The 18,965-nt window shown below is 43.4% G+C and carries 20 protein-coding genes and 2 rRNA genes; 8 read left to right on the plus strand and 14 right to left on the minus strand.

Annotation, left to right across the window (positions count from 1 at the left end; translation table 11 throughout):
• Positions 1-5 precede the first annotated feature (5 nt).
• Together AC0T5Z_RS02720 and rrf are read left to right on the plus strand one after the other, a co-directional pair.
• Positions 6-2,898 (plus strand): 23S ribosomal RNA (locus AC0T5Z_RS02720).
• 228 nt (positions 2,899-3,126) lie between these two features.
• Positions 3,127-3,241 (plus strand): 5S ribosomal RNA (gene rrf, locus AC0T5Z_RS02725).
• 138 nt (positions 3,242-3,379) lie between these two features.
• On the opposite strand, the gene AC0T5Z_RS02730 is transcribed toward rrf, so the two are convergent.
• The 4 genes from AC0T5Z_RS02730 to AC0T5Z_RS02745 all read right to left on the minus strand — a co-directional run bounded on the left by AC0T5Z_RS02730 (position 3,380) and on the right by AC0T5Z_RS02745 (position 6,988).
• Complete coding sequence (locus AC0T5Z_RS02730) at positions 3,380-4,762, minus strand: dihydrolipoyl dehydrogenase (RefSeq protein WP_435337255.1); 1,383 nt, start codon at positions 4,760-4,762, stop codon at positions 3,380-3,382.
• Positions 4,763-4,849: 87 nt separating this feature from the next.
• Entirely contained in the window at positions 4,850-6,037 is a 1,188-nt protein-coding gene (locus AC0T5Z_RS02735) for a hypothetical protein (protein ID WP_435337254.1), read from the minus strand.
• A gap of 200 nt (positions 6,038-6,237) precedes the next feature.
• The gene (locus AC0T5Z_RS02740; RefSeq protein WP_435337253.1) at positions 6,238-6,660 is read right to left on the minus strand and encodes a protein tyrosine phosphatase family protein; all 423 of its coding nucleotides are present in this window, start codon (positions 6,658-6,660) and stop codon (positions 6,238-6,240) included.
• Positions 6,653-6,988 carry a protein tyrosine phosphatase family protein gene (locus AC0T5Z_RS02745; RefSeq protein ID WP_019838040.1) on the minus strand — a complete coding sequence of 112 codons (336 nt, stop codon included), beginning with the start codon at positions 6,986-6,988 and terminating at the stop codon, positions 6,653-6,655. Before AC0T5Z_RS02745 ends, AC0T5Z_RS02740 begins: the two co-directional genes overlap by 8 nt.
• A 124-nt stretch (positions 6,989-7,112) precedes the next feature.
• Between AC0T5Z_RS02745 and AC0T5Z_RS02750 the strand changes: the two genes are divergently transcribed.
• From AC0T5Z_RS02750 to AC0T5Z_RS02760, 3 genes are all read left to right on the plus strand, one after another.
• The gene (locus tag AC0T5Z_RS02750; RefSeq protein ID WP_291338777.1) at positions 7,113-8,012 is read left to right on the plus strand and encodes an alpha/beta hydrolase; all 900 of its coding nucleotides are present in this window, start codon (positions 7,113-7,115) and stop codon (positions 8,010-8,012) included.
• A complete protein-coding gene (gene trxC / locus AC0T5Z_RS02755) occupies positions 8,009-8,440 on the plus strand; it encodes a thioredoxin TrxC (RefSeq protein ID WP_104853053.1) in 432 nt (143 codons plus the stop codon). Before AC0T5Z_RS02750 ends, trxC begins: the two co-directional genes overlap by 4 nt.
• A 96-nt stretch (positions 8,441-8,536) precedes the next feature.
• Positions 8,537-8,911 carry an acyl-CoA thioesterase gene (locus AC0T5Z_RS02760; RefSeq protein ID WP_414630593.1) on the plus strand — a complete coding sequence of 125 codons (375 nt, stop codon included), beginning with the start codon at positions 8,537-8,539 and terminating at the stop codon, positions 8,909-8,911.
• Positions 8,912-9,230: 319 nt separating this feature from the next.
• Here AC0T5Z_RS02760 and AC0T5Z_RS02765 read toward each other — a convergent pair whose 3' ends face one another.
• Positions 9,231-9,740 (minus strand): DUF4442 domain-containing protein, encoded by a 510-nt coding sequence (locus AC0T5Z_RS02765; protein ID WP_291338779.1) that lies wholly within the window; start codon positions 9,738-9,740, stop codon positions 9,231-9,233.
• A gap of 12 nt (positions 9,741-9,752) precedes the next feature.
• On the minus strand, positions 9,753-10,241 hold the full coding sequence (locus AC0T5Z_RS02770) for a YajQ family cyclic di-GMP-binding protein (protein WP_004976234.1): 489 nt from the start codon (positions 10,239-10,241) through the stop codon (positions 9,753-9,755).
• A 92-nt stretch (positions 10,242-10,333) separates the two neighbouring features.
• Here AC0T5Z_RS02770 and AC0T5Z_RS02775 point away from each other — a divergent pair, with 92 nt between their 5' ends.
• On the plus strand, positions 10,334-10,648 hold the full coding sequence (locus AC0T5Z_RS02775; RefSeq protein WP_004976235.1) for a rhodanese-like domain-containing protein: 315 nt from the start codon (positions 10,334-10,336) through the stop codon (positions 10,646-10,648).
• Positions 10,649-10,727: 79 nt separating this feature from the next.
• On the opposite strand, the gene mnmC is transcribed toward AC0T5Z_RS02775, so the two are convergent.
• The 4 genes from mnmC to AC0T5Z_RS02795 are packed head-to-tail and all read right to left on the minus strand — an operon-like array spanning position 10,728 to position 14,071.
• Positions 10,728-12,629: a bifunctional tRNA (5-methylaminomethyl-2-thiouridine)(34)-methyltransferase MnmC2/FAD-dependent 5-carboxymethylaminomethyl-2-thiouridine(34) oxidoreductase MnmC1 gene (gene mnmC, locus AC0T5Z_RS02780; RefSeq protein WP_291338780.1), complete on the minus strand. Its 1,902-nt coding sequence runs from the start codon at positions 12,627-12,629 to the stop codon at positions 10,728-10,730.
• 37 nt (positions 12,630-12,666) lie between these two features.
• On the minus strand, positions 12,667-13,122 hold the full coding sequence (locus AC0T5Z_RS02785) for an SH3 domain-containing protein (RefSeq protein WP_291338781.1): 456 nt from the start codon (positions 13,120-13,122) through the stop codon (positions 12,667-12,669).
• A gap of 5 nt (positions 13,123-13,127) precedes the next feature.
• Positions 13,128-13,430 (minus strand): YciI family protein, encoded by a 303-nt coding sequence (locus AC0T5Z_RS02790; RefSeq protein WP_004976238.1) that lies wholly within the window; start codon positions 13,428-13,430, stop codon positions 13,128-13,130.
• Positions 13,431-13,459: 29 nt separating this feature from the next.
• The gene (locus AC0T5Z_RS02795) at positions 13,460-14,071 is read right to left on the minus strand and encodes an inner membrane-spanning protein YciB (protein WP_291338782.1); all 612 of its coding nucleotides are present in this window, start codon (positions 14,069-14,071) and stop codon (positions 13,460-13,462) included.
• A 45-nt stretch (positions 14,072-14,116) separates the two neighbouring features.
• On the opposite strand from AC0T5Z_RS02795, the gene AC0T5Z_RS02800 reads away from it, so the two are divergent.
• The gene (locus AC0T5Z_RS02800; protein ID WP_019838029.1) at positions 14,117-14,968 is read left to right on the plus strand and encodes a PHP domain-containing protein; all 852 of its coding nucleotides are present in this window, start codon (positions 14,117-14,119) and stop codon (positions 14,966-14,968) included.
• Positions 14,969-15,058: 90 nt separating this feature from the next.
• On the opposite strand, the gene AC0T5Z_RS02805 is transcribed toward AC0T5Z_RS02800, so the two are convergent.
• Positions 15,059-15,967 carry a bestrophin family protein gene (locus tag AC0T5Z_RS02805; RefSeq protein WP_019838028.1) on the minus strand — a complete coding sequence of 303 codons (909 nt, stop codon included), beginning with the start codon at positions 15,965-15,967 and terminating at the stop codon, positions 15,059-15,061.
• 68 nt (positions 15,968-16,035) lie between these two features.
• Positions 16,036-16,734, minus strand: coding sequence for a RadC family protein (gene radC, locus AC0T5Z_RS02810; RefSeq protein ID WP_019838027.1), 699 nt, complete (start codon positions 16,732-16,734; stop codon positions 16,036-16,038).
• 113 nt (positions 16,735-16,847) lie between these two features.
• On the opposite strand from radC, the gene coaBC reads away from it, so the two are divergent.
• Positions 16,848-18,122, plus strand: coding sequence for a bifunctional phosphopantothenoylcysteine decarboxylase/phosphopantothenate--cysteine ligase CoaBC (coaBC, locus tag AC0T5Z_RS02815; protein ID WP_019838026.1), 1,275 nt, complete (start codon positions 16,848-16,850; stop codon positions 18,120-18,122).
• Between the two features lie 82 nt (positions 18,123-18,204).
• Here coaBC and secB read toward each other — a convergent pair whose 3' ends face one another.
• Both secB and grxC read right to left on the minus strand, forming a co-directional pair.
• Positions 18,205-18,663 (minus strand): protein-export chaperone SecB, encoded by a 459-nt coding sequence (secB, locus tag AC0T5Z_RS02820; protein ID WP_004976246.1) that lies wholly within the window; start codon positions 18,661-18,663, stop codon positions 18,205-18,207.
• A 34-nt stretch (positions 18,664-18,697) separates the two neighbouring features.
• Positions 18,698-18,952 carry a glutaredoxin 3 gene (gene grxC, locus AC0T5Z_RS02825; RefSeq protein ID WP_004976247.1) on the minus strand — a complete coding sequence of 85 codons (255 nt, stop codon included), beginning with the start codon at positions 18,950-18,952 and terminating at the stop codon, positions 18,698-18,700.
• Between the last annotated feature and the right edge of the window lie 13 nt (positions 18,953-18,965).

Below are 18,965 nucleotides of genomic sequence, written 5' to 3' on the forward strand. Positions count from 1 at the left end.
TGTATAGTCAAGTAATTAAGTGCATGTGGTGGATGCCTTGGCAGTCAGAGGCGAAGAAAGACGTGATAGCCTGCGAAAAGCTCCGGGGAGGCGGCAAATATCCTTTGATCCGGAGATGTCTGAATGGGGAAACCCACCTACCTTAAGGTAGGTATCGTATGATGAATACATAGTCATACGAAGCGAACGAGGGGAAGTGAAACATCTCAGTACCCTTAGGAAAAGAAATCAATTGAGATTCCCTCAGTAGCGGCGAGCGAAAGGGGAAAAGCCCATTAAGTTATGTGTGTTTTAGTGGAATGCTCTGGGAAGTGCAACCATAGTGGGTGATAGTCCTGTACACGAAAGGGCACACATAATGATGACGAGTAGGGCGAGGCACGTGAAACCTTGTCTGAATATGGGGGGACCATCCTCCAAGGCTAAATACTCCTGACTGACCGATAGTGAACCAGTACCGTGAGGGAAAGGCGAAAAGAACCCCTGTGAGGGGAGTGAAATAGATCCTGAAACCGCATGCATACAAGCAGTGGGAGCCAACTTGTTTGGTGACTGCGTACCTTTTGTATAATGGGTCAGCGACTTATATTCAGTAGCGAGGTTAACCGCATAGGGGAGCCGTAGAGAAATCGAGTCTTAATAGGGCGTATAGTTGCTGGGTATAGACCCGAAACCGGGTGATCTATCCATGAGCAGGTTGAAGGTTGGGTAACACTAACTGGAGGACCGAACCCACTGTCGTTGAAAAGCCAGGGGATGACTTGTGGATAGGGGTGAAAGGCTAATCAAACTCGGTGATAGCTGGTTCTCCCCGAAAGCTATTTAGGTAGCGCCTCGGACGAATACCATTGGGGGTAGAGCACTGTTTCGGCTAGGGGGTCATCCCGACTTACCAAACCGATGCAAACTCCGAATACCAATGAGTACTATCCGGGAGACAGACTGCGGGTGCTAACGTCCGTAGTCAAGAGGAAAACAATCCAGACCGCCAGCTAAGGCCCCAAAATCATAGTTAAGTGGGAAACGATGTGGGAAGGCATAGACAGCTAGGAGGTTGGCTTAGAAGCAGCCACCCTTTAAAGAAAGCGTAATAGCTCACTAGTCGAGTCGGCCTGCGCGGAAGATGTAACGGGGCTAAAACTATGTGCCGAAGCTGCGGATGTATACATTGTATACGTGGTAGGGGAGCGTTCTGTAAGCCGACGAAGGTGGATTGAGAAGTCTGCTGGAGGTATCAGAAGTGCGAATGCTGACGTGAGTAACGACAAAACGGGTGAAAAACCCGTTCGCTGAAAGACCAAGGGTTCCAGTCCAACGTTAATCGGGGCTGGGTGAGTCGACCCCTAAGGCGAGGCCGAGAGGCGTAGTCGATGGGAAATTGGTTAATATTCCAATACTTCAGTGTAATGCGATGAGAGGACGGAGAAGGTTAAGTCAGCCTGGCGTTGGTAGTCCAGGTGAAAGGAAGTAGGCATGCATCTTAGGCAAATCCGGGGTGCTCTATGCTGAGATCTGATATCAAGCTGTACTTGTACAGTGAAGTGGCTGATACCCTGCTTCCAGGAAAAGTCTCTAAGCTTCAGTTACACTGGAATCGTACCCGAAACCGACACAGGTGGTCAGGTCGAGTAGACCAAAGCGCTTGAGAGAACTCTGCTGAAGGAACTAGGCAAAATGGTACCGTAACTTCGGGAGAAGGTACGCTGTTGATGGTGATAGGACTTGCTCCTTGAGCTGTCGACAGCCTCAGAAACCAGGCCGCTGCAACTGTTTATTAAAAACATAGCACTCTGCAAACACGAAAGTGGACGTATAGGGTGTGATGCCTGCCCGGTGCTGGAAGGTTAATTGATGGGGTTAGCGTAAGCGAAGCTCTTGATCGAAGCCCCAGTAAACGGCGGCCGTAACTATAACGGTCCTAAGGTAGCGAAATTCCTTGTCGGGTAAGTTCCGACCTGCACGAATGGCATAATGATGGCGGCGCTGTCTCCAGCAGAGGCTCAGTGAAATCGAATTCGCCGTGAAGATGCGGTGTACCCGCGGCTAGACGGAAAGACCCCGTGAACCTTTACTGCAGCTTGACATTGAACTTTGACCTTACTTGTGTAGGATAGGTGGGAGGCTTTGAAACTTGGACGCTAGTCCGAGTGGAGCCGTCCTTGAAATACCACCCTGGTAATGTTGAGGTTCTAACTCTGTCCCGTTATCCGGGACGAGGACCATGTCTGGTGGGTAGTTTGACTGGGGCGGTCTCCTCCTAAAGAGTAACGGAGGAGTACGAAGGTGCGCTCAGCGTGGTCGGAAATCACGCGTAGAGTATAAAGGCAAAAGCGCGCTTAACTGCGAGACCCACAAGTCGAGCAGGTACGAAAGTAGGTCTTAGTGATCCGGTGGTTCTGTATGGAAGGGCCATCGCTCAACGGATAAAAGGTACTCTGGGGATAACAGGCTGATACCGCCCAAGAGTTCATATCGACGGCGGTGTTTGGCACCTCGATGTCGGCTCATCTCATCCTGGGGCTGAAGCAGGTCCCAAGGGTATGGCTGTTCGCCATTTAAAGAGGTACGCGAGCTGGGTTTAGAACGTCGTGAGACAGTTCGGTCCCTATCTACCGTGGGCGCTGGAAATTTGAGAGGATCTGCTCCTAGTACGAGAGGACCAGAGTGGACGAACCTCTGGTGTACCGGTTGTGACGCCAGTCGCATCGCCGGGTAGCTATGTTCGGAAGGGATAACCGCTGAAAGCATCTAAGCGGGAAGCCTACCTCAAGATAAGATTTCCCCGAGGCTTTATGCCTCCTAAAGAGCCGTTGAAGACTACGACGTTGATAGGTTGGATGTGGAAGCATAGCGATATGTGAAGCTGACCAATACTAATTGCTCGTGAGGCTTGACTATACAACACCCAAACAGTTGTTGTACGAACTTCGAAAGAAGTGAGGATCAATCGATTTCATATTGATCTAACGATCAAACAAAAACTTGATTTAGTGAACGCTAAACAATAAACTTCAGACCCAATAGCCAACCTGTTAATAACTCATTTGGAACCAAGTAAGGCATTACATGCAAAAGCATCAAGCAAAAGCAATGTAACTAAGACCCGAACAAGTCCATAACAGTTGTGCTGGCGACCATAGCAAGAGTGAACCACCTGATCCCTTCCCGAACTCAGAAGTGAAACCTCTTCGCGCTGATGGTAGTGTGGGATTACCCATGTGAGAGTAAGTCATCGCCAGCTCATTATTCAAACACCCCCAACTAACGTTGGGGGTGTTTTTTTATGCAGATAAAAAAAGATAGAGACTACTAAAAATAAAGAACACCAAAAAAAACCATCAATGGATGGTTTTTTAGATAAGCATTTTATTTTGTAATTTTAGCCAGCTTCCCGCAGTTGTCTGCGTGCATGTTTAAATGCAGTTCTTAGGCCTTCCTCTAGGGTTGGATGGTAGAAGGGCTTATCTAAAATATCTTCAAGTGTAAGTTCCCCATCAATCATCCATGCAAGTAAATGCGCCATGTGTTCTGCTGCTTTGACAAACAGTTCTGCACCTAAGAGTTTATGGTTACTTGAATCAATATAGACTTCAATACCACCTTTATTTTTACCTAAAACTAAAGCACGACCTTGTTTTTCATAAGAAACAAAACCTGTTGTGAATGCAATATTCTGATCTTTTAGCTGTTTGTAGCTTTGTCCTACAGTTGCCATTTCAGGTGAGCTAAACACAATTCCGATTGGTGTTAGTGTTTTTAAATTTTTTAGGTTTGGATAATTCAGACAATTGTGCACAGCTTCACGGCCTTCATGTGCAGCTTCGTGCTGAATTGGTGTATTTGTATGGGCATCACCGACTACAAAAATAGCATGTTGCCCAAGTTGTTTGGTGTAGGCATCAATCGGGAGGTGTTTTGAATTATTAAAGCTTTGATCTATATTTTCGAGTTGAAGTTGATCTAAATAGCTACGTCTACCTGTAGCAACCAGAACGTAATCTGCAGTTAAGTTTTGCGTTTGTCCATCTTCTTGATACTCAAGTTGTACACCTTGCGCTGTTTTTTTAAGTTGTGTTGGCAAGGTTTCAAATTTAATGTTCAGTTCTTTGCTGAGTGTGTCTTGGGCAATTTTTTGTAGTTCAGGACTACTGAGAGAGCCTACTTTGCGACTACGTGCAAAAATAGTGGTATTTACTCCTAAGCGCTGCATGGCTTGAGCTAATTCGATTGCAATCACACCGCTACCAATAACTGCTAAAGTCTGAGGTATTTTTTCCAATTCAAAAATTTGGTCTGATGTTATTAAGCGCTCCCCCAAAGCTTGTTTCCATGATTGGTCATAAGCAGGGGTAGAACCCACAGCTATAATAAAGGATTTCGCTTGATATCGTTGTCCATTGACTTGAATGGTACGGGCATCTACGAATGTCGCAAAGCCTGAAATTTTGTGGGATGTCTCCCAGCGATCTACATCTTTTTGTGTTGCTGCAGTAAAGCGATCACGTAATTTACGTACGTGTGACATGATTTTGGATGTATCAATTTTTGTATCTACATTAAGTGCAACCTCTTGTGCATGTTGAATGTCATGCATGCGATTGGCACTGGAGATGAGAACTTTACTCGGCATACAACCCACACGGGCACAGGTGGTATTCCATGGGCCGTGATTGATGATGAGTAGGTTTTTGGTGTATTTAATTGCTTCTTTATAGGCGCTAATGTCTGCGGTGCCTGCACCAATGATAATGAGGTCGTACACTATAAACCTGGTTAGAAGAATAAAAGTGATACTTTTATAATGCTAAAAAAATACCCTCTTTAGAGAGGGTATTTTCAATTTCTTACATTAAAATTTTAGACCTGCAGGTTCAGTCAATGTAGTGGTGATAGTTCCATTATTGTTTGTTGATGTCCCTTTAAGTTTGATTCCGTTAATCAGGTGCTCGAAGCTTAAAGTTCCACTAGTTTCATTTTTGAAGGTAAAAATATTTTGACCAGTTAGTGATATATTACCAGTGAAAGATTGAGTGTTGCGATTAGGTGTTTCATTTTCTACGCGAGTACCATCAATGGTAGTGACATTAACAAGTTTAAGTTCTTTTTCCCCCGAGCTTTTAATACGGTAGCTAGATGAGCTACTTAAATCACCCGGTGTCGAATTGATAATAAAAGAGATAGGTTCAGCAAATGAAACATTGGTATTGTCGTTAATTAAAACATTGAAGCCAGAACCTTTTTCAAACATAAATAGTTCACCATCTAAAGATGTTAAATCTTTATATGTACTAAAAGCTCCTGTTGTAACCTCTTTTTCAACAGGTTGGTTTGTTTCTGGATCAATTATTTGAGTGGTTACAGTGATTTTGTAGTCACTAGTTGATTCATTAATTAGTACAAAGCGTTTTTGGTCTATTTGCTCGACCCATTTTTGTTTAAATGGATATGCGAAAGCACCTGTAATTGTCACATCATGTAAATTTTTATCTTTGTTCTCATTTTCAAAAATAAAAATACGTGTTGTTGCTTGATATGCTTCTAGGTTCGGAGTAATGCTGTCATCTTCTAAGCGAATATTTTTTAAATCATCACTAGTAATTTCAAAGTCCCAGTCACTATAAGCAGGTAATAAGGTTTTTATCTGATCACCTGTAAAAGAATAACAAGCACGATAATCACTTGTGCTTTTTTCAAAACATTTATCACGGTAATATGCAGAAAAATTAGTCAAATCAACCTTTCTAATATCTAGTGTAAGCTGTAATGGTCCATGTGCAAAAGTATCCAATGAATGATCAATATAGCCTTTAGCTGTATCTAAATCATTTGAATCGTAATTACCAAATAGAAACTGGCCTTCGCGCTTTAAAATTTCAAGTTGTTTGGCTGCGAGTTCAGTGGGGGTATTTGATTGTGGAGGAGGAGTAGTACCACCTGTCGCTCCCGTATCACCATAATAGCCATCACTACCACCACCGCCACAAGCAGTAAGTAAGCCAGTTAATGCAACTGCAAGTGTTCCTTTTAAAAAATTCATTGTGTAATACCCCAAATTATATTGTTATTAAAAAAAAATAATTTTGCAAAGATAGCATATATTAAAAATGGCGCATATAGCGCCATAGGTTGAACAATAAAAATTATAAACTGGTTCCCACACTCACACCCACAGTCGGGCGTACTTGCATCGAACTACACGCACTGAGAACCAAGACACAGATCACCACCAATACAACTTTATTCATGCAACAAACCTTGAGATTTTGCCTGATGAAATAACGCACTAGAACGAGCGCCACTACGACAAATCATCAGAATGGGTTTTGGAAGCTCATTATAATATTTGGCAAATTCAAGAATATCTGTTTGAGAAATTTTACCGCTACTAACGGGTTGATAAATCACACTGATCTGGGATTTTTCAGCAATATTGCGTAATTCGCTGACTTTGACCGCATTGCCAATCTCTTGATCAGGGCGGTTCACAATCACAGATTTAAAACCTTGTCGCATCAACTGTGAAAATTTGGCAGCATTCATCTGACCTGCAACACTGACTTGAGTATTTAAAGCCTGAGCATCGTTTTGAGCGTGACTCAACGAGATACTGCTGCAGATCAGAATACAGCAAAACACATGTTTGAGGATGTGTTTAGTCATCCAACAAATCCATTTGTTTAGCTAACTGAAATAAGTTGTTTGAGCGGTTACCTGTACGGCAGAACATCAACACAGGTTTTGGCAATTCATTATAGTGATTGGCAAATGCACGAACATCTAACTCGGTAATTTGACCAGATACTACAGGCTGATAAACATAATCCAAACCTGCAGCACGTGCTGCTTCTTCAATTTGTGCACTAGTGGGCTGTTCAGGACCACCTTCCATATCTGGGCGGTTATTAATAATTGACTTAAAACCTTTCTCAAGTACCTGAGTTACATGCTCAGGACCAATTTGACCTGCAAAACCGACTTGTTCAGACATGGGGAACACTCCATCATTTTATTCATGACAATATGCTTTATGATAGCATTAAGCAGATTCATGAGCTGAATGTTCTGAAATATTTATAACGACGATAACGATAAAATAACGCAATGGAGCGCTTATGCATTCCTATATGGTTGAGCCTTTATATGTCAAAAGTGATCATGAGGTGATTGCTGCAGACTTTTATCGCCCTAAATCTATAGAAAAACCCGCGGTGATTCTGATGGCGCATGGTCTGGCGGCCTTGCGTCATTTTAAATTGGTGCAATATGCACAACACTTTGCTCAGGCAGGCTATGCCGTGGTGCTATTTGATTATCGCTATTGGGGTGGAAGTACAGGGCGTCCACGTGAGTTGGTGTCCATAGAGGCGCAGTTAGATGACTGGCGCAGCATGATTTCACACATTGCAGAACGTAAATCCATTGATGCCAAACGTATGATTCTGTGGGGGACATCGCTCAGCGGTGGATATGTACTGAGTTTGGCCTCGCGCTTACACAATATTGCCGCAGTCATGGTACAAGTGCCTTTTGTAGATGGTGCGGAAAGTGCCAAGTTGTATCCTTTACAGCAACTTCCGAAAGCTTTAAAAATTTCCAGTCAGGACTATATGGGAGCAAAGGTGGGCATGTCACCCAAAACACTGGCAGTGGTGGCGCAAAAAGAACTGTGTTTTTTTCCGACTACAGACAGTTATGCAGGTTATATGTCGATTGTGAACCCCGACCATTACTGGAGTGGGGAAATTCCTGCGCGGGTATTTTTTAATTTGATTCGTTATCGTCCCATTCAAGAAGTGCGGCAAATCAACATTCCTGTGTTATTTATTGCCGCACTGCGTGACAGCCTGATTCCAATTGAATCGAGTCGTGAAACGGCCACCAATATTGCGCCTTATGTGCAATATGAGGAGTGGGATATGCATCATTTCGATATTTATCATGGCGAATGGTTTAAAAAAGCCATTCAGACCCAATTAGAGTTTTTACAGCAACTGTTTGGAGTTAGTAAATGATAATTGTATGCCCTGAATGCGGTGCAAAAAACCGTGTACCTGAAGATAAATTATCTGCCAATCCTGCATGTGGGCAGTGTCATCAAGCGCTGATCCCACTTGCACCCATTGAATTAAATGAGCAAAATTTCAGTAATTTTATTCAAAATAGTGATTTACCTATTTTGATTGACCTTTGGGCGGACTGGTGTGGTCCTTGTAAAATGATGGCACCACATTTTGCAACAGTCGCTAAGCAAAATCCGCAGGTGGTGTTTGCCAAAATTGATACCGAAGCCAATCCACGTTTAAGCAGCGCGTTTCATGTGCGCAGTATTCCAACACTGGTATTGATGAATAAAAGCAATGAAATTGCTAGAATAAGCGGCGCGCTACGAGCGACTGAATTACAACAGTGGTTGGATCAGCAACTCAACGCCCAGTCTTAATGCACTGTTCGTGCTAATTTAATGCAAATGTCCGGAGTGAACGTGTCAGATTCTCATGCAAAACCAGAGGGAGTGCTTTCCCTACAAACAATTGCCATGCCAGCAGATACCAACTGGAGTGGAGATGTCTTTGGAGGCTGGATCGTTTCACAGATGGATTTGGCAGGTGCGATTCATGCTGAGCGTTTTAGTAAAGGACGTTGTGCTACGATTTCCATTAACCAAATGACTTTTTTGGTGCCTGTAAAAGTGGGCGATGTGATCAGTTGCTACACCAAAATTCTAAAAGTGGGCAATACCTCCATTCAAATGCAAATTGAAGTGTGGGATAGCCATGACGATTCACGTGAAGCTGTGCGCGTCACCGAAGGGGTATTTACCTTTGTTGCGGTTGACGTCAAAGGCTCAAAACGTCAGATACCTGAAGAAGCCAAACAGAAGTTTTTAGAAGCTCAGGCTAGGGGCTGTTGACATTTCATAAATGGCTTGCGCTGTAGGCTAAAACTGAGCAGATCAGGCATGAAACGCAGGGAATAGCGAGACTATTGCCAAGTTTCATAACGTAATCTGAGAAAGTTTTAGCCACAGCCTTTCAGGACAAGCATATTTTTTGCTGCTATTGCGTTATGTGCCAGTCATTTAGAATGACTAAATTTCCTGTCCCATGCCTTATATCAGCTAAAAATATGCGTCGTCGCAAACATAGACGAATTGTCAACAGACCCTAATCATCATAATTAAAAAATCCCAGCTCAGTAGCTGGGATTTTTTTATTGGAGAGAAACAAGTATCAATCTTGTTTTTGCTTTAAATGTGCTTTCGACACCCATGCCCACAACATTTCACACTGAATCGGGGCTTCCCCTGATTCATCAATCACACTGACATTGACCAGCGTTTCGCCTTTGTCGGTGCTGTGCATGCGTTGTTGCTGTTCTGGGCTTAATGTAGCAATCGCTGTCATTGCACCTTGAGTCGGACGTTTAAAGTCCACTTTCAGGCTTTTAATCAGCACAATGGCACTATCTGGTACATTCATAGCCGTTACAAAACCTGTGGCAGTTTCGGCCAACAGTGTCATAGCACAGGCATGCACCTGTCCAATATGGTTCTGCATGGCTTTATGATTGGCAAGACTGACCACCACTTGTGATGGAGTTACTTCGTGATAGCGAATTTTCGCAGTGCCCACCATTGGTACGACACGACCAAAGGCTTGACTCAAAAGGCGGCTTTGAATGCCTTTCGGCAATTTTGATGTTGCTTTGACCAGTTTGTTTAAGCGATTGGTTGGTGTCATGACATCCTCAAATTAATCTTTAAAGTTGTTAAATTGCAGCGGCAGACCAAATTGTTGCTCTTTCAAGAACGCCATGACTTGTTGCAATGTATCGCGTTTCTTGTCGGTTACACGAATTTTGTCACCCTGAATAGAAGATTGCACTTTAATGCCACTGTCTTTAATGGCTTTGTTAATTTTTTTTGCGGTATCTGAGTCAAGACCATCTTTAAGTTTGATCACTTGAATCACATTTTTACCTGATGCGGTCATTTTTTGAGGGTCAAGTGCTTGAATGTCGACTTTACGCTTATAGAAGTGATTTTCGAGCATGGTATACACTTGCTCACATTGGAAATCACTTTCAGTGGAGATTTTAATCTCTTTGTTTTTTTCATTGAGGTCGATAGAAACGTCCTGACCACGAAAATCGAAACGAGTACCGATTTCTTTTTGTGTGTTTTGAACCGCATGATTCACTTCAAAAAGTTCTAATTCAGAAACAATATCGAAAGAAGGCATAATGAAGACCTTTGCAAATGGAAACAATATCTGAGATGCTAGGGATGTTTTCTTCATTTGCCAAGTGTTGTTTTACATCAAAGGAGTGCGCAATGATCCGTAAACAAGAAATTACAACATTTGAGTTCCCAGCTGACGCGATTATCTGGGATGTACGTGATGCAAGTGCTTATGCCGAAGCTCATGTTAAAGGTGCTGTGAATCAGCCAATTAACGATCTATCAGCAGAGAGCCTCACTCAGGTGTCGGCGGATCAACCCATTTACATTTTATGTGGTGGCGGAAGTAAAGCCCCACGTGCAGCGGAAAAACTAGAAGGTTTGGACAGCTCACGTGAGTATGTGGTTTTAATGGGTGGTACACGTGCTGCGCGTGATGCAGGCATGCCTTTGGAACAAGGTCACTAAGTATCATCAATATGAAGAAAGCGCCGCAAGGCGCTTTTTTGTTGGGTATCTTTTTATTGTAGTCCGCTATAAGTAAGCGTCAGGTTGAAGGTGGAAGCGCTTTAAAATAAGGTTTTTTGGTTTTCCTCTTTTTCTGAAAGCGTGTAGCTGCCAGTTTTTGTAGTAAATTTTTAGGTACAGGGCATGCTTCTGCTAAAACTTGTGCTGCCAGTATTTCACTGCACAACGGAGCAAATAAAAAGCCTTTAGAACCAAGTCCTGCAAAGCTGTAAATTTCCTGATCATCACGCATTTTGCCAAGCAAGGGAAAATAGTCCTGACTTTGGGCGCGTAGCGAAGCACGACCTTGCCAAGTATCTATAGGTGCTAAGTTTTCCGCATACGCAGGAAAGACATTGTGGATAAGTTCGTAGTTATGCACATGGTCTTCTGCCAAGACGTCACAATCTTCCCGATTTGGATAAAACGATGCACCTAAAATCAGTTGATCGGCATTGAGCTGCATGCAATAGCCGCCATAACTATAGGCTTGTGATAATGGCAAAGCCTGATCGGCATTATTTACCCAGCTGACTTGCCCACGAATAGGTTTAAGCACAGGGTAATACTCAAAAAAAGCACCACTTTGCAGTGCAGCACAGACGATGACATGATCAAATGTTCCAAGTTCAGCATCTACGCTGTGTAAGATCAGTTGCTGTGCTGTCGGGGTGATTTGTTTAATTTGTGCTTGTTGAAACTGAATGTGCGGATGCGTAAGAATTTCATCACGCAGTTGATGCGGAGAAACTGCACCTGCTTGTAATAAATTCAAACTGGCAAAGTCACTTTGTGGCGTGAGTTCGGTTGCATGCTGTGCTGCTAAAATACCTTTTGGATATTGTGCGGCTAAATCCAACAATTCATCGGCATGTTTCAGTGCCAGTTGGTGAATCTGCAACGGACGAAATGCCTTGAATGTGGCATAGTGATTTAAAGCATATTGCCATGCCAAGGTCATTAAATGGTCGGCACTTTGATGAATTGGGCAAAGTTTGGGATTTAAGAGCGCCAAAGGATTGCCAGAACCGCCTGCAAGTGGTGCTGTTTGATCGTATAGCGTGACTTGATGCCCTCGTTGAGCAAATGCCCAAGCGCAGCTTAAACCCGCAATGCCTGCGCCTATGATCGCAATATGGCGCTGTTGGTTGCTTGTTGTGGTATTTGTTGCAGTTTGAGTTTTGTTCTGATCGGAGATTGACGCTATTTCAGGTACTTGCCAGATAGCTTTCAGCATTTCCCGTTTGTGTCCAAAACCGCGTGGGCGGGTGATGTGAATACCGTGTTGTTTTAAGCCACGTTTGAGTACGCCTGCCACACTAAAAGAGGCAAAGGTCGTGCCGTAATCGGACAGCGCTACAATCGGGTTGAGTACGGTTTCCTGCCACATATCTGGGTTACAGGAGGGGGCAAAGCCATCTAAAAACCAAGCATTGACAGGAGCAGTTTTGGGAATGACAGGAAAAACCTCCTGAGCATCGCCTAGCCATAAATCGAGGCTAAAGCGTTCATCTGGAAAGTTTAAACGATGACAGCCTGCAATAGCGGCAGGGTATTGCTGAATCAGCTGTTCAGACAGATGACTGAGTTCGGGCCAAGCGGCTAAGGCACGAATTAGATCGGCTTTGCGGAGTGGAAATTTTTCTACAGAAATGGCCTGCAAGTGACTGTGATTATTAGGACGTACCTGTTGCCACAATTGCCACAGCGCTAAAATATTTAAGCCTGTTCCAAAGCCTGTTTCACCTACGCAAAAATATTCAAAATCGTTGAGTGCTGCCAAGCGGGTGGGTAAGTCGTTGCCCTGTAAAAACACATGCCGCGTTTCGAGCAGGCCATTGTCTTTAGAGAAATACACATCACCAAACTGTTTGGAAATGGGCACATCAATGCCATCGACCAGTTGCCAATCCAGCTCGGCAGTTTGAATAGGCTGAAACAAATCCAGAGTACCTTAAATTAAGAGGTGAGGGCTCACCTTACCATTGGCGGCGACGTTTGGTATAGACGTAGCTGGCAATTAAGAAGCCGAGCAATACGCCAACCGCGAGTGTTGCAGCACCGTATAAAAACATTTGCGCACTGCGTTCACTTTGCAGTACTTGAACTTGCACGCCTAAATTATCGTTTTTAAGTTGCAGTTCCTGATTCTGTGCCAAAGCATCGAGGTTCGCTTGTTCAAGTTGTTGCAAACGTGTGCTTTGGTCTTTAATTAATGCTTTGGTTTTGGCTTCCTGAAGAGTTTTATTTTTGGCAATTTGCTCTGCAGTTAGGGGTTTATCCTGTGCGGGAGTAACCCCATTGGCTGTTGCTGCCGCTGCCGTGTTGGTCACAGCAGCAGGAGCAGGTGCAGTAGGTGTGGTTGTGGCTGGCTCAACTGCATAAACAGGTGAACTGAGTAGAACAGCAACAACACTGGCAACAACGAAACGCATAGCGCTTATCCTTGAGGGAATGCTTTATTGAATGGCTTAACGTCAATGTGGCTATATACGCCTTCTTTTAAGAAAGGTTCATCTTGTAGCCAAGCATCGAGTGCTTCACGACTGTCAAAATCGACAATCATGGTGCTGCCATAAAAGCCTGCTTGTGGATTGCTTGGGTCTTTTGGCATTGCCCCCGCCACAATTAAGCGACCTTCGGCATCGAGTTGTTGCAAACGTGCAAGATGTGCAGGACGGGTCGCAAGACGTTTTTCCAGTGTACCTTCACGGTCAGTACAACTCAGAACAAATAAAGGCATAGTTACTCTCGAATATCGCAGATCAGAAATTATTCAGATGTTTTAAAGTATTTGCGCAATACAATAAACTGCACAATGATAAAGGAAAACATCACAATCATGTCACCAAAAGCGGTGAATTCACCCCAATATTTTCCATCCATAAATAAAAATGCAAAAAATACGTGTAGGAAAGACATGACTGCAAACATGGCTGCCCAAGCATAATTCAAGTTTTTCCAGCCAGCTTCGGTTAAGTTGAACACAGGGCCAAATAAGCGTTGAATCAGTGGTTTACGGTCTTTGCTAAACCATGGTGACAGCAAAAAAGCACCTGCAAATACAATGTTTAAAATGGCAGCTTTCAGGCGAATATAAAAATCATCGCTTAACATTAAGGTAACGCCACCAAAAATTACAGTCATAAACAACACAATCCACTGTTGTTTATCTAAACGGAATTTTTGCATGATGAACAATGCGCCGTACACCACCAGCATTGAGATGATCAGCCCTGTGGTGGCTACCAAAATATGGTTATTATCGACACCGCCTGCAGAGCCGATGAGTTGTAGTAATTGATGATTAGTGTCTTTTGGATCTACAGTTTTGTATAAATAAAAGAAAATAATGAGGGGCACAAAGTCTAAAAGTGCTTTCATGTTAGAGTATCTAAATCTGATCAAATAAATGACATAGTATAAGTGATGCACGGCGTAGATTTACATACACACAGTAATATTTCTGATGGAACTTTGTCACCCGCAGAACTGGTGGCGGCAGCCATTCAACAGGGCATTCATACCTTGGCATTGACTGATCATGACAGCATGGATGGTGTGGCGTTGGCACGACAAGCCGCACAGGGGCAGGCTTTAGAGATTATTTCGGGTGTGGAAATTTCCAGCCAATGGTCACGTCCTGCCACTCAAAAAAGCTACAGCGTGCATGTGGTGGCGTTAAATATGCAAAATCCTGCACCTTTACAGGCGCTGCTTGAACAGCAAAAACAAATTCGTGCAGAACGTGCCAAACAAATTTGTGATTTACTCACTCCGCTGATTGGGCAAGATATTTATAACGATGTGCTGCTTAAAGTCGAAGGCGTGGCAGATCGGATTACCCGTACCCACATTGCCAAAACTTTACAGGAAAAAGGTATTGTAACGCGAGTGCAGCAAGCATTTGATAAATACATCAAAGAAGGCAAAAAGGCTTATGTGAAATTTGATGGTCTGAGTTTGGAAGATACGATTCGGGTAATACATGACAGTCAGGGTTTTGCTGTGTTGGCGCATCCCACCCGTTATGATTTATCTGCGACTAATATTCGTTATTTGATTGAAATTTTTGCCAAATATGGGGGCGATGCAGTGGAGTTGCCACCTAATATTGACCCTGCATCGACCCGTCAAATGGTGGATCGCTTGATTGCTGGACATGGTCTAAAAGTATCTGTTGGCAGTGATTTTCATGGTGAAAATATGCCGTGGATTAAATTAGGCAATATTCCGCGGGTAAAAGAAGGTCAAATCGGGATTTGGGAGAGTTTTGTTTGACCTCTCCTGGAAGGAGAGGCGATATCCATTTTTAAAATTTAGAAAAGATAAAAACGCCTTCTCCCTCTGAGAGAAGGTTGGGAAAAGGGTCTAAAGTAAATTATTGTCCTGTGCCTGAATCGGTGGTGGCGTTGGTTTGCCCAGCGTGCCCAATAATTCAATTTCAATGGTACGCACCATCGCATCTAAAGGTAAGTCATTGCTTTGTGTGCCAAAAGGTTCTTCAATTTCTGAACTGAGCGCATCCAGACCTAAAAAAGTATAAGCTAAAATACCAACCAAAAGCGGAGTTGCCAATCCAAGCGTAGACCCTAAACTAAATGGTAGCATAAAACAGAAAAAGTACACGGTACGATTTAGTAATACCGAATAAGCAAATGGCAGTGGGGTGGTGGCAATACGGTCACAACCCGTGAGAACCAAACTCAGCTCTGTGACGTATTGATTCATTTGTGTGTAAATAATATCGGAAATTTCGCCCTCTTTGAGTGCTTGCATCAACTCCCATTGAATCAAGCTCAGCGTGTATTGCGGTGCGTTCGCTTGTTGATACAGTTGGGTAATCGCTTGCTGACTCATGCCACTGGTTTGAATTAACTCGGTTGGATTGGCGGTTTGATGACGAAGTCGGTCACGCAAGACATTGGCGAATACAATCACGTGTTGAATGACGCGTTCACGTCGTGCCTGACTGAGGATACGACAGTCGCGGTCAAAGTGGCGCGCGGTGGCAATCAGCAAGCCCCAAAGTTTACGTGCTTCCCACCAACGGTCATAACAGGCAGAGTTTTTAAAGCCTAAAAAAATCGACAACACCACCCCAATTAAAGTAAAGCCAACCAAAGGCAATTCTGGAAAATGAAAATAGCCAATATAAGACAAACCACCAATAATTGTGGAGATGAGCATCACCACGCCCAAAGGCGGCAAGATCTTCGGTAAAATCGTGCCCCGCCAAGAAAATAGTAAGTTAAATACACTGGGTTGATCGACTATCATTTTATTAGAATCATCACAATTTTTTGATGATCTTCTGTGCTTGTGCGGGCTTTGTCAATATACAAATTTTAAGTGTGCTCAAATTTAAGCAGTTGTTGTTCGGCAAAGGAAAAATTACCTTCACTTGAGATGATGCAGTGATCAATCAAACGCAGCTCTAGCAACTGACAGGCTTGCTGAATCTGCTGCGTCAGGACTAAATCTGCAGGGGAAGGATGTGGCAATCCGAAAGGATGATTGTGTGCAATCACAATCGCCGTTGCATGTTGGCTAATCGCAAAACGTAGCAATTGATTAATAGAAATTTCACACGAATTTACTGCACCATAAAATAACTTTTTAAAGCTGATTTTGCGTAAACAGGCATCAAGGCAAAGTACTGCAAATACCTCACGTGTTTCACCCAAAAGTTCAAAACGCAAATACTCCATCAGACGTTTGGAATTGCTAAGCTCAAGCGCATCTTGTTTTAAATGTTCGGCTACATAGCGCCGTCCAAGTTCTTTGACTGCCATGAGTTGCGAGTATTTACTGCTGCCCATGCCGTGAAACTGACATAGTTCTGCGATTGGAGCATCCAACAAGGTGGTTAAGTTGCCAAAATGTTGAATCAGCAGTCGTGCTAACTCTACTGCAGAATGTTGCTGTGAGCCTGAGCGCAAGAAAATAGCCAACAGTTCGGCATCTGATAAACTGCCAGCACCATTTTGAATCAGACGTTCACGTGGCCGTTCTTGTTCAGGCCAATGTTTAATAGATAAATGCATTGTTATTTGACTTTTTTATTCTAAATTGGAAACTTTAATCCAAGCAGATCTCTTGGGAATGACATTATTTAATGCTATTGTGAGCGCCACTGCAACAAAAAGGTGGCTTATTTGTGAGCTTCGATTTAAGCGTCATCCCTCATAAAAACATTATTTTAGCTGTGACAGGCGGCATTGCGGCCTATAAAAGTGCGATTTTAGTGCGTCGTTTAAAGGACGCAGGGTTTAGTGTTCGCGTGGTCATGACCAAGGGGGCACAAGCTTTTATTACACCGCTGACTTTTCAAGCACTGTCGGGCAATCCAGTACATACCGAATTATTAGATACCGAAGCCGAAGCAGGTATGGGGCATATTGAATTGGCACGTTGGGCCGATTTAATTTTGGTTGCGCCCGCCAGTTGCGACACCTTAGCCAAATTTGCTGCAGGTCTGGCCGATGATTTGCTCAGTACTTTATATTTAGCCACCAATGCACCAGTTTGGGTTGCACCTGCCATGAATCAGCAAATGTGGGCAGCCAAAGCCACACAGCGTAACTTAACCACTTTGGTGGAAGATGGCGTGCACGTAATTATGCCCGATGCGGGCGAACAAGCCTGTGGAGATGTTGGTTTAGGGCGTATGCCAGAACCTGAAGATTTGGCGCTTCAGGTGACGCAGTATTTTCATCAGGCGCAGCGTGCTTTGGTGGAAAAATTTGGTATGTTGGCCGGTAAAAATGTCACCATTACGGCAGGTCCAACCCGCGAAGCTTTAGACCCTGTGCGTTATATTTCTAACCACAGTACAGGCAAAATGGGTTTTTCTTTGGCTGCAGCTTGTTATGCGGCAGGGGCAAAAGTAACGCTTATTGCAGGTCCAGTCAGTTTAGATACACCTAATGGGGTACAGCGAATTAATGTGTCTTCTGCAATTCAAATGCTAGATACCAGTTTGCAAATGCTAGAACAAGGTTGTGATATTTTCATCGCGACAGCCGCAGTGGCGGATTACCGTGTGGCAGAAATTGCGGAACACAAAATTAAAAAATCAGGCGATGAGCTGAATGTGGCCTTGGTCAAAAACCCAGATATTGTTGCGACTATTGCTCAGCAGAAAAAACGTCCGTTTATGGTCGGCTTTGCCGCAGAAACTCGCAATGTAGAACAATATGCAGCAGGCAAATTGGTGGCGAAAAAATTGGATATGATCGCTTGCAATGACGTTTCTCGTGCCGATATTGGTTTTGCTTCCGATGAAAATGCCATGACCGTATTTTTTGCCGAAAGTTACCGTATGGAAAAACGCGATTTGGAAAAAGCCTCGAAACAGGAAATTGCGCAGCAATTGGTCGAAGCAATTCATGATGCCTTGTATCGTGACCCATCACAGGATGATGAGTTTTAACCTTTATCGTATATCCATAAGTTAGTGACATAAAAAAAACCGCTGAAATTTCAGCGGTTTTTTAGCTTAAATACAGCGTAAATTAAGCTTGGCCTTCGGCTGCAGCAGCTTGAGCACGTTGCATATTGGCTTCAAACTCTGCATCGAAGTTGATTGGGGTGAGCAATAATTGCGGGAAGCTGCCTTTGGTAACCATATCATTTACAGCTTCACGCAAGAATGGGAACAAAATGTTCGGGCAGTATGCGCCAAGAATGTATGGTAAACGCTCCTCTTCAACGCCATCAATTAAGAAAATACCAGCTTGGGTCACATCAACAATAAATGCCGTATCGCCCGCGTTGTTGGCTTGAACTACAACTTTTAATGCCACTTCAAAGTGGGTTGGATCAATTTTTTCTGCTGAAGATGACAGGTTGATGTTCAATTCAGGCTGCCATTCTTTGGTAAATACTTGTGCCCCAGGAACTTCAAAAGAAATGTCTTTAGTATAAATACGCTCTAAAGCCAATTGTGGTTGAGCTTGTTGTTCTTCACTCATATTAAATCCTTAAGAGTTGGTTATCGTGTTATGTTTATGCCAATAATTGATCAAGCTTGCCTTCGCGATCTAACGCATATAATTGGTCAAAGCCGCCAATAAATTGGTCATTGATGAAAATTTGTGGAACGGTACGATGATTGGTACGTTGCATTAATTCAACACGTACTTCAGGCGCTTCATTCGACAAATTAATTTCTTTATAGGCAACGCCTTTACGCTCAAGGAGTTGTTTTGCACGAATGCAGTATGGACATACAGTCGTTGAATAAATAGTGACTTCAGCCATGATTGTTCTCCTT

The sequence above is a fragment of the Acinetobacter pengchengensis genome, from assembly GCF_982235305.1.

Coding starts and splice junctions, on each gene's coding strand:
- AC0T5Z_RS02735 (WP_435337254.1), bottom strand. CDS start 6,037: ATGAATTTTTTAAAAGGAACACTTGCAGTTGCATTAACTGGCTTACTT.
- AC0T5Z_RS02740 (WP_435337253.1), bottom strand. CDS start 6,660: ATGACTAAACACATCCTCAAACATGTGTTTTGCTGTATTCTGATCTGC.
- AC0T5Z_RS02745 (WP_019838040.1), bottom strand. CDS start 6,988: ATGTCTGAACAAGTCGGTTTTGCAGGTCAAATTGGTCCTGAGCATGTA.
- AC0T5Z_RS02750 (WP_291338777.1), top strand. CDS start 7,113: ATGCATTCCTATATGGTTGAGCCTTTATATGTCAAAAGTGATCATGAG.
- trxC (WP_104853053.1), top strand. CDS start 8,009: ATGATAATTGTATGCCCTGAATGCGGTGCAAAAAACCGTGTACCTGAA.
- AC0T5Z_RS02760 (WP_414630593.1), top strand. CDS start 8,537: ATGCCAGCAGATACCAACTGGAGTGGAGATGTCTTTGGAGGCTGGATC.
- AC0T5Z_RS02765 (WP_291338779.1), bottom strand. CDS start 9,740: ATGACACCAACCAATCGCTTAAACAAACTGGTCAAAGCAACATCAAAA.
- AC0T5Z_RS02770 (WP_004976234.1), bottom strand. CDS start 10,241: ATGCCTTCTTTCGATATTGTTTCTGAATTAGAACTTTTTGAAGTGAAT.
- AC0T5Z_RS02775 (WP_004976235.1), top strand. CDS start 10,334: ATGATCCGTAAACAAGAAATTACAACATTTGAGTTCCCAGCTGACGCG.
- AC0T5Z_RS02785 (WP_291338781.1), bottom strand. CDS start 13,122: ATGCGTTTCGTTGTTGCCAGTGTTGTTGCTGTTCTACTCAGTTCACCT.
- AC0T5Z_RS02790 (WP_004976238.1), bottom strand. CDS start 13,430: ATGCCTTTATTTGTTCTGAGTTGTACTGACCGTGAAGGTACACTGGAA.
- AC0T5Z_RS02795 (WP_291338782.1), bottom strand. CDS start 14,071: ATGAAAGCACTTTTAGACTTTGTGCCCCTCATTATTTTCTTTTATTTA.
- AC0T5Z_RS02800 (WP_019838029.1), top strand. CDS start 14,117: ATGCACGGCGTAGATTTACATACACACAGTAATATTTCTGATGGAACT.
- AC0T5Z_RS02805 (WP_019838028.1), bottom strand. CDS start 15,967: ATGATAGTCGATCAACCCAGTGTATTTAACTTACTATTTTCTTGGCGG.
- radC (WP_019838027.1), bottom strand. CDS start 16,734: ATGCATTTATCTATTAAACATTGGCCTGAACAAGAACGGCCACGTGAA.
- secB (WP_004976246.1), bottom strand. CDS start 18,663: ATGAGTGAAGAACAACAAGCTCAACCACAATTGGCTTTAGAGCGTATT.
- grxC (WP_004976247.1), bottom strand. CDS start 18,952: ATGGCTGAAGTCACTATTTATTCAACGACTGTATGTCCATACTGCATT.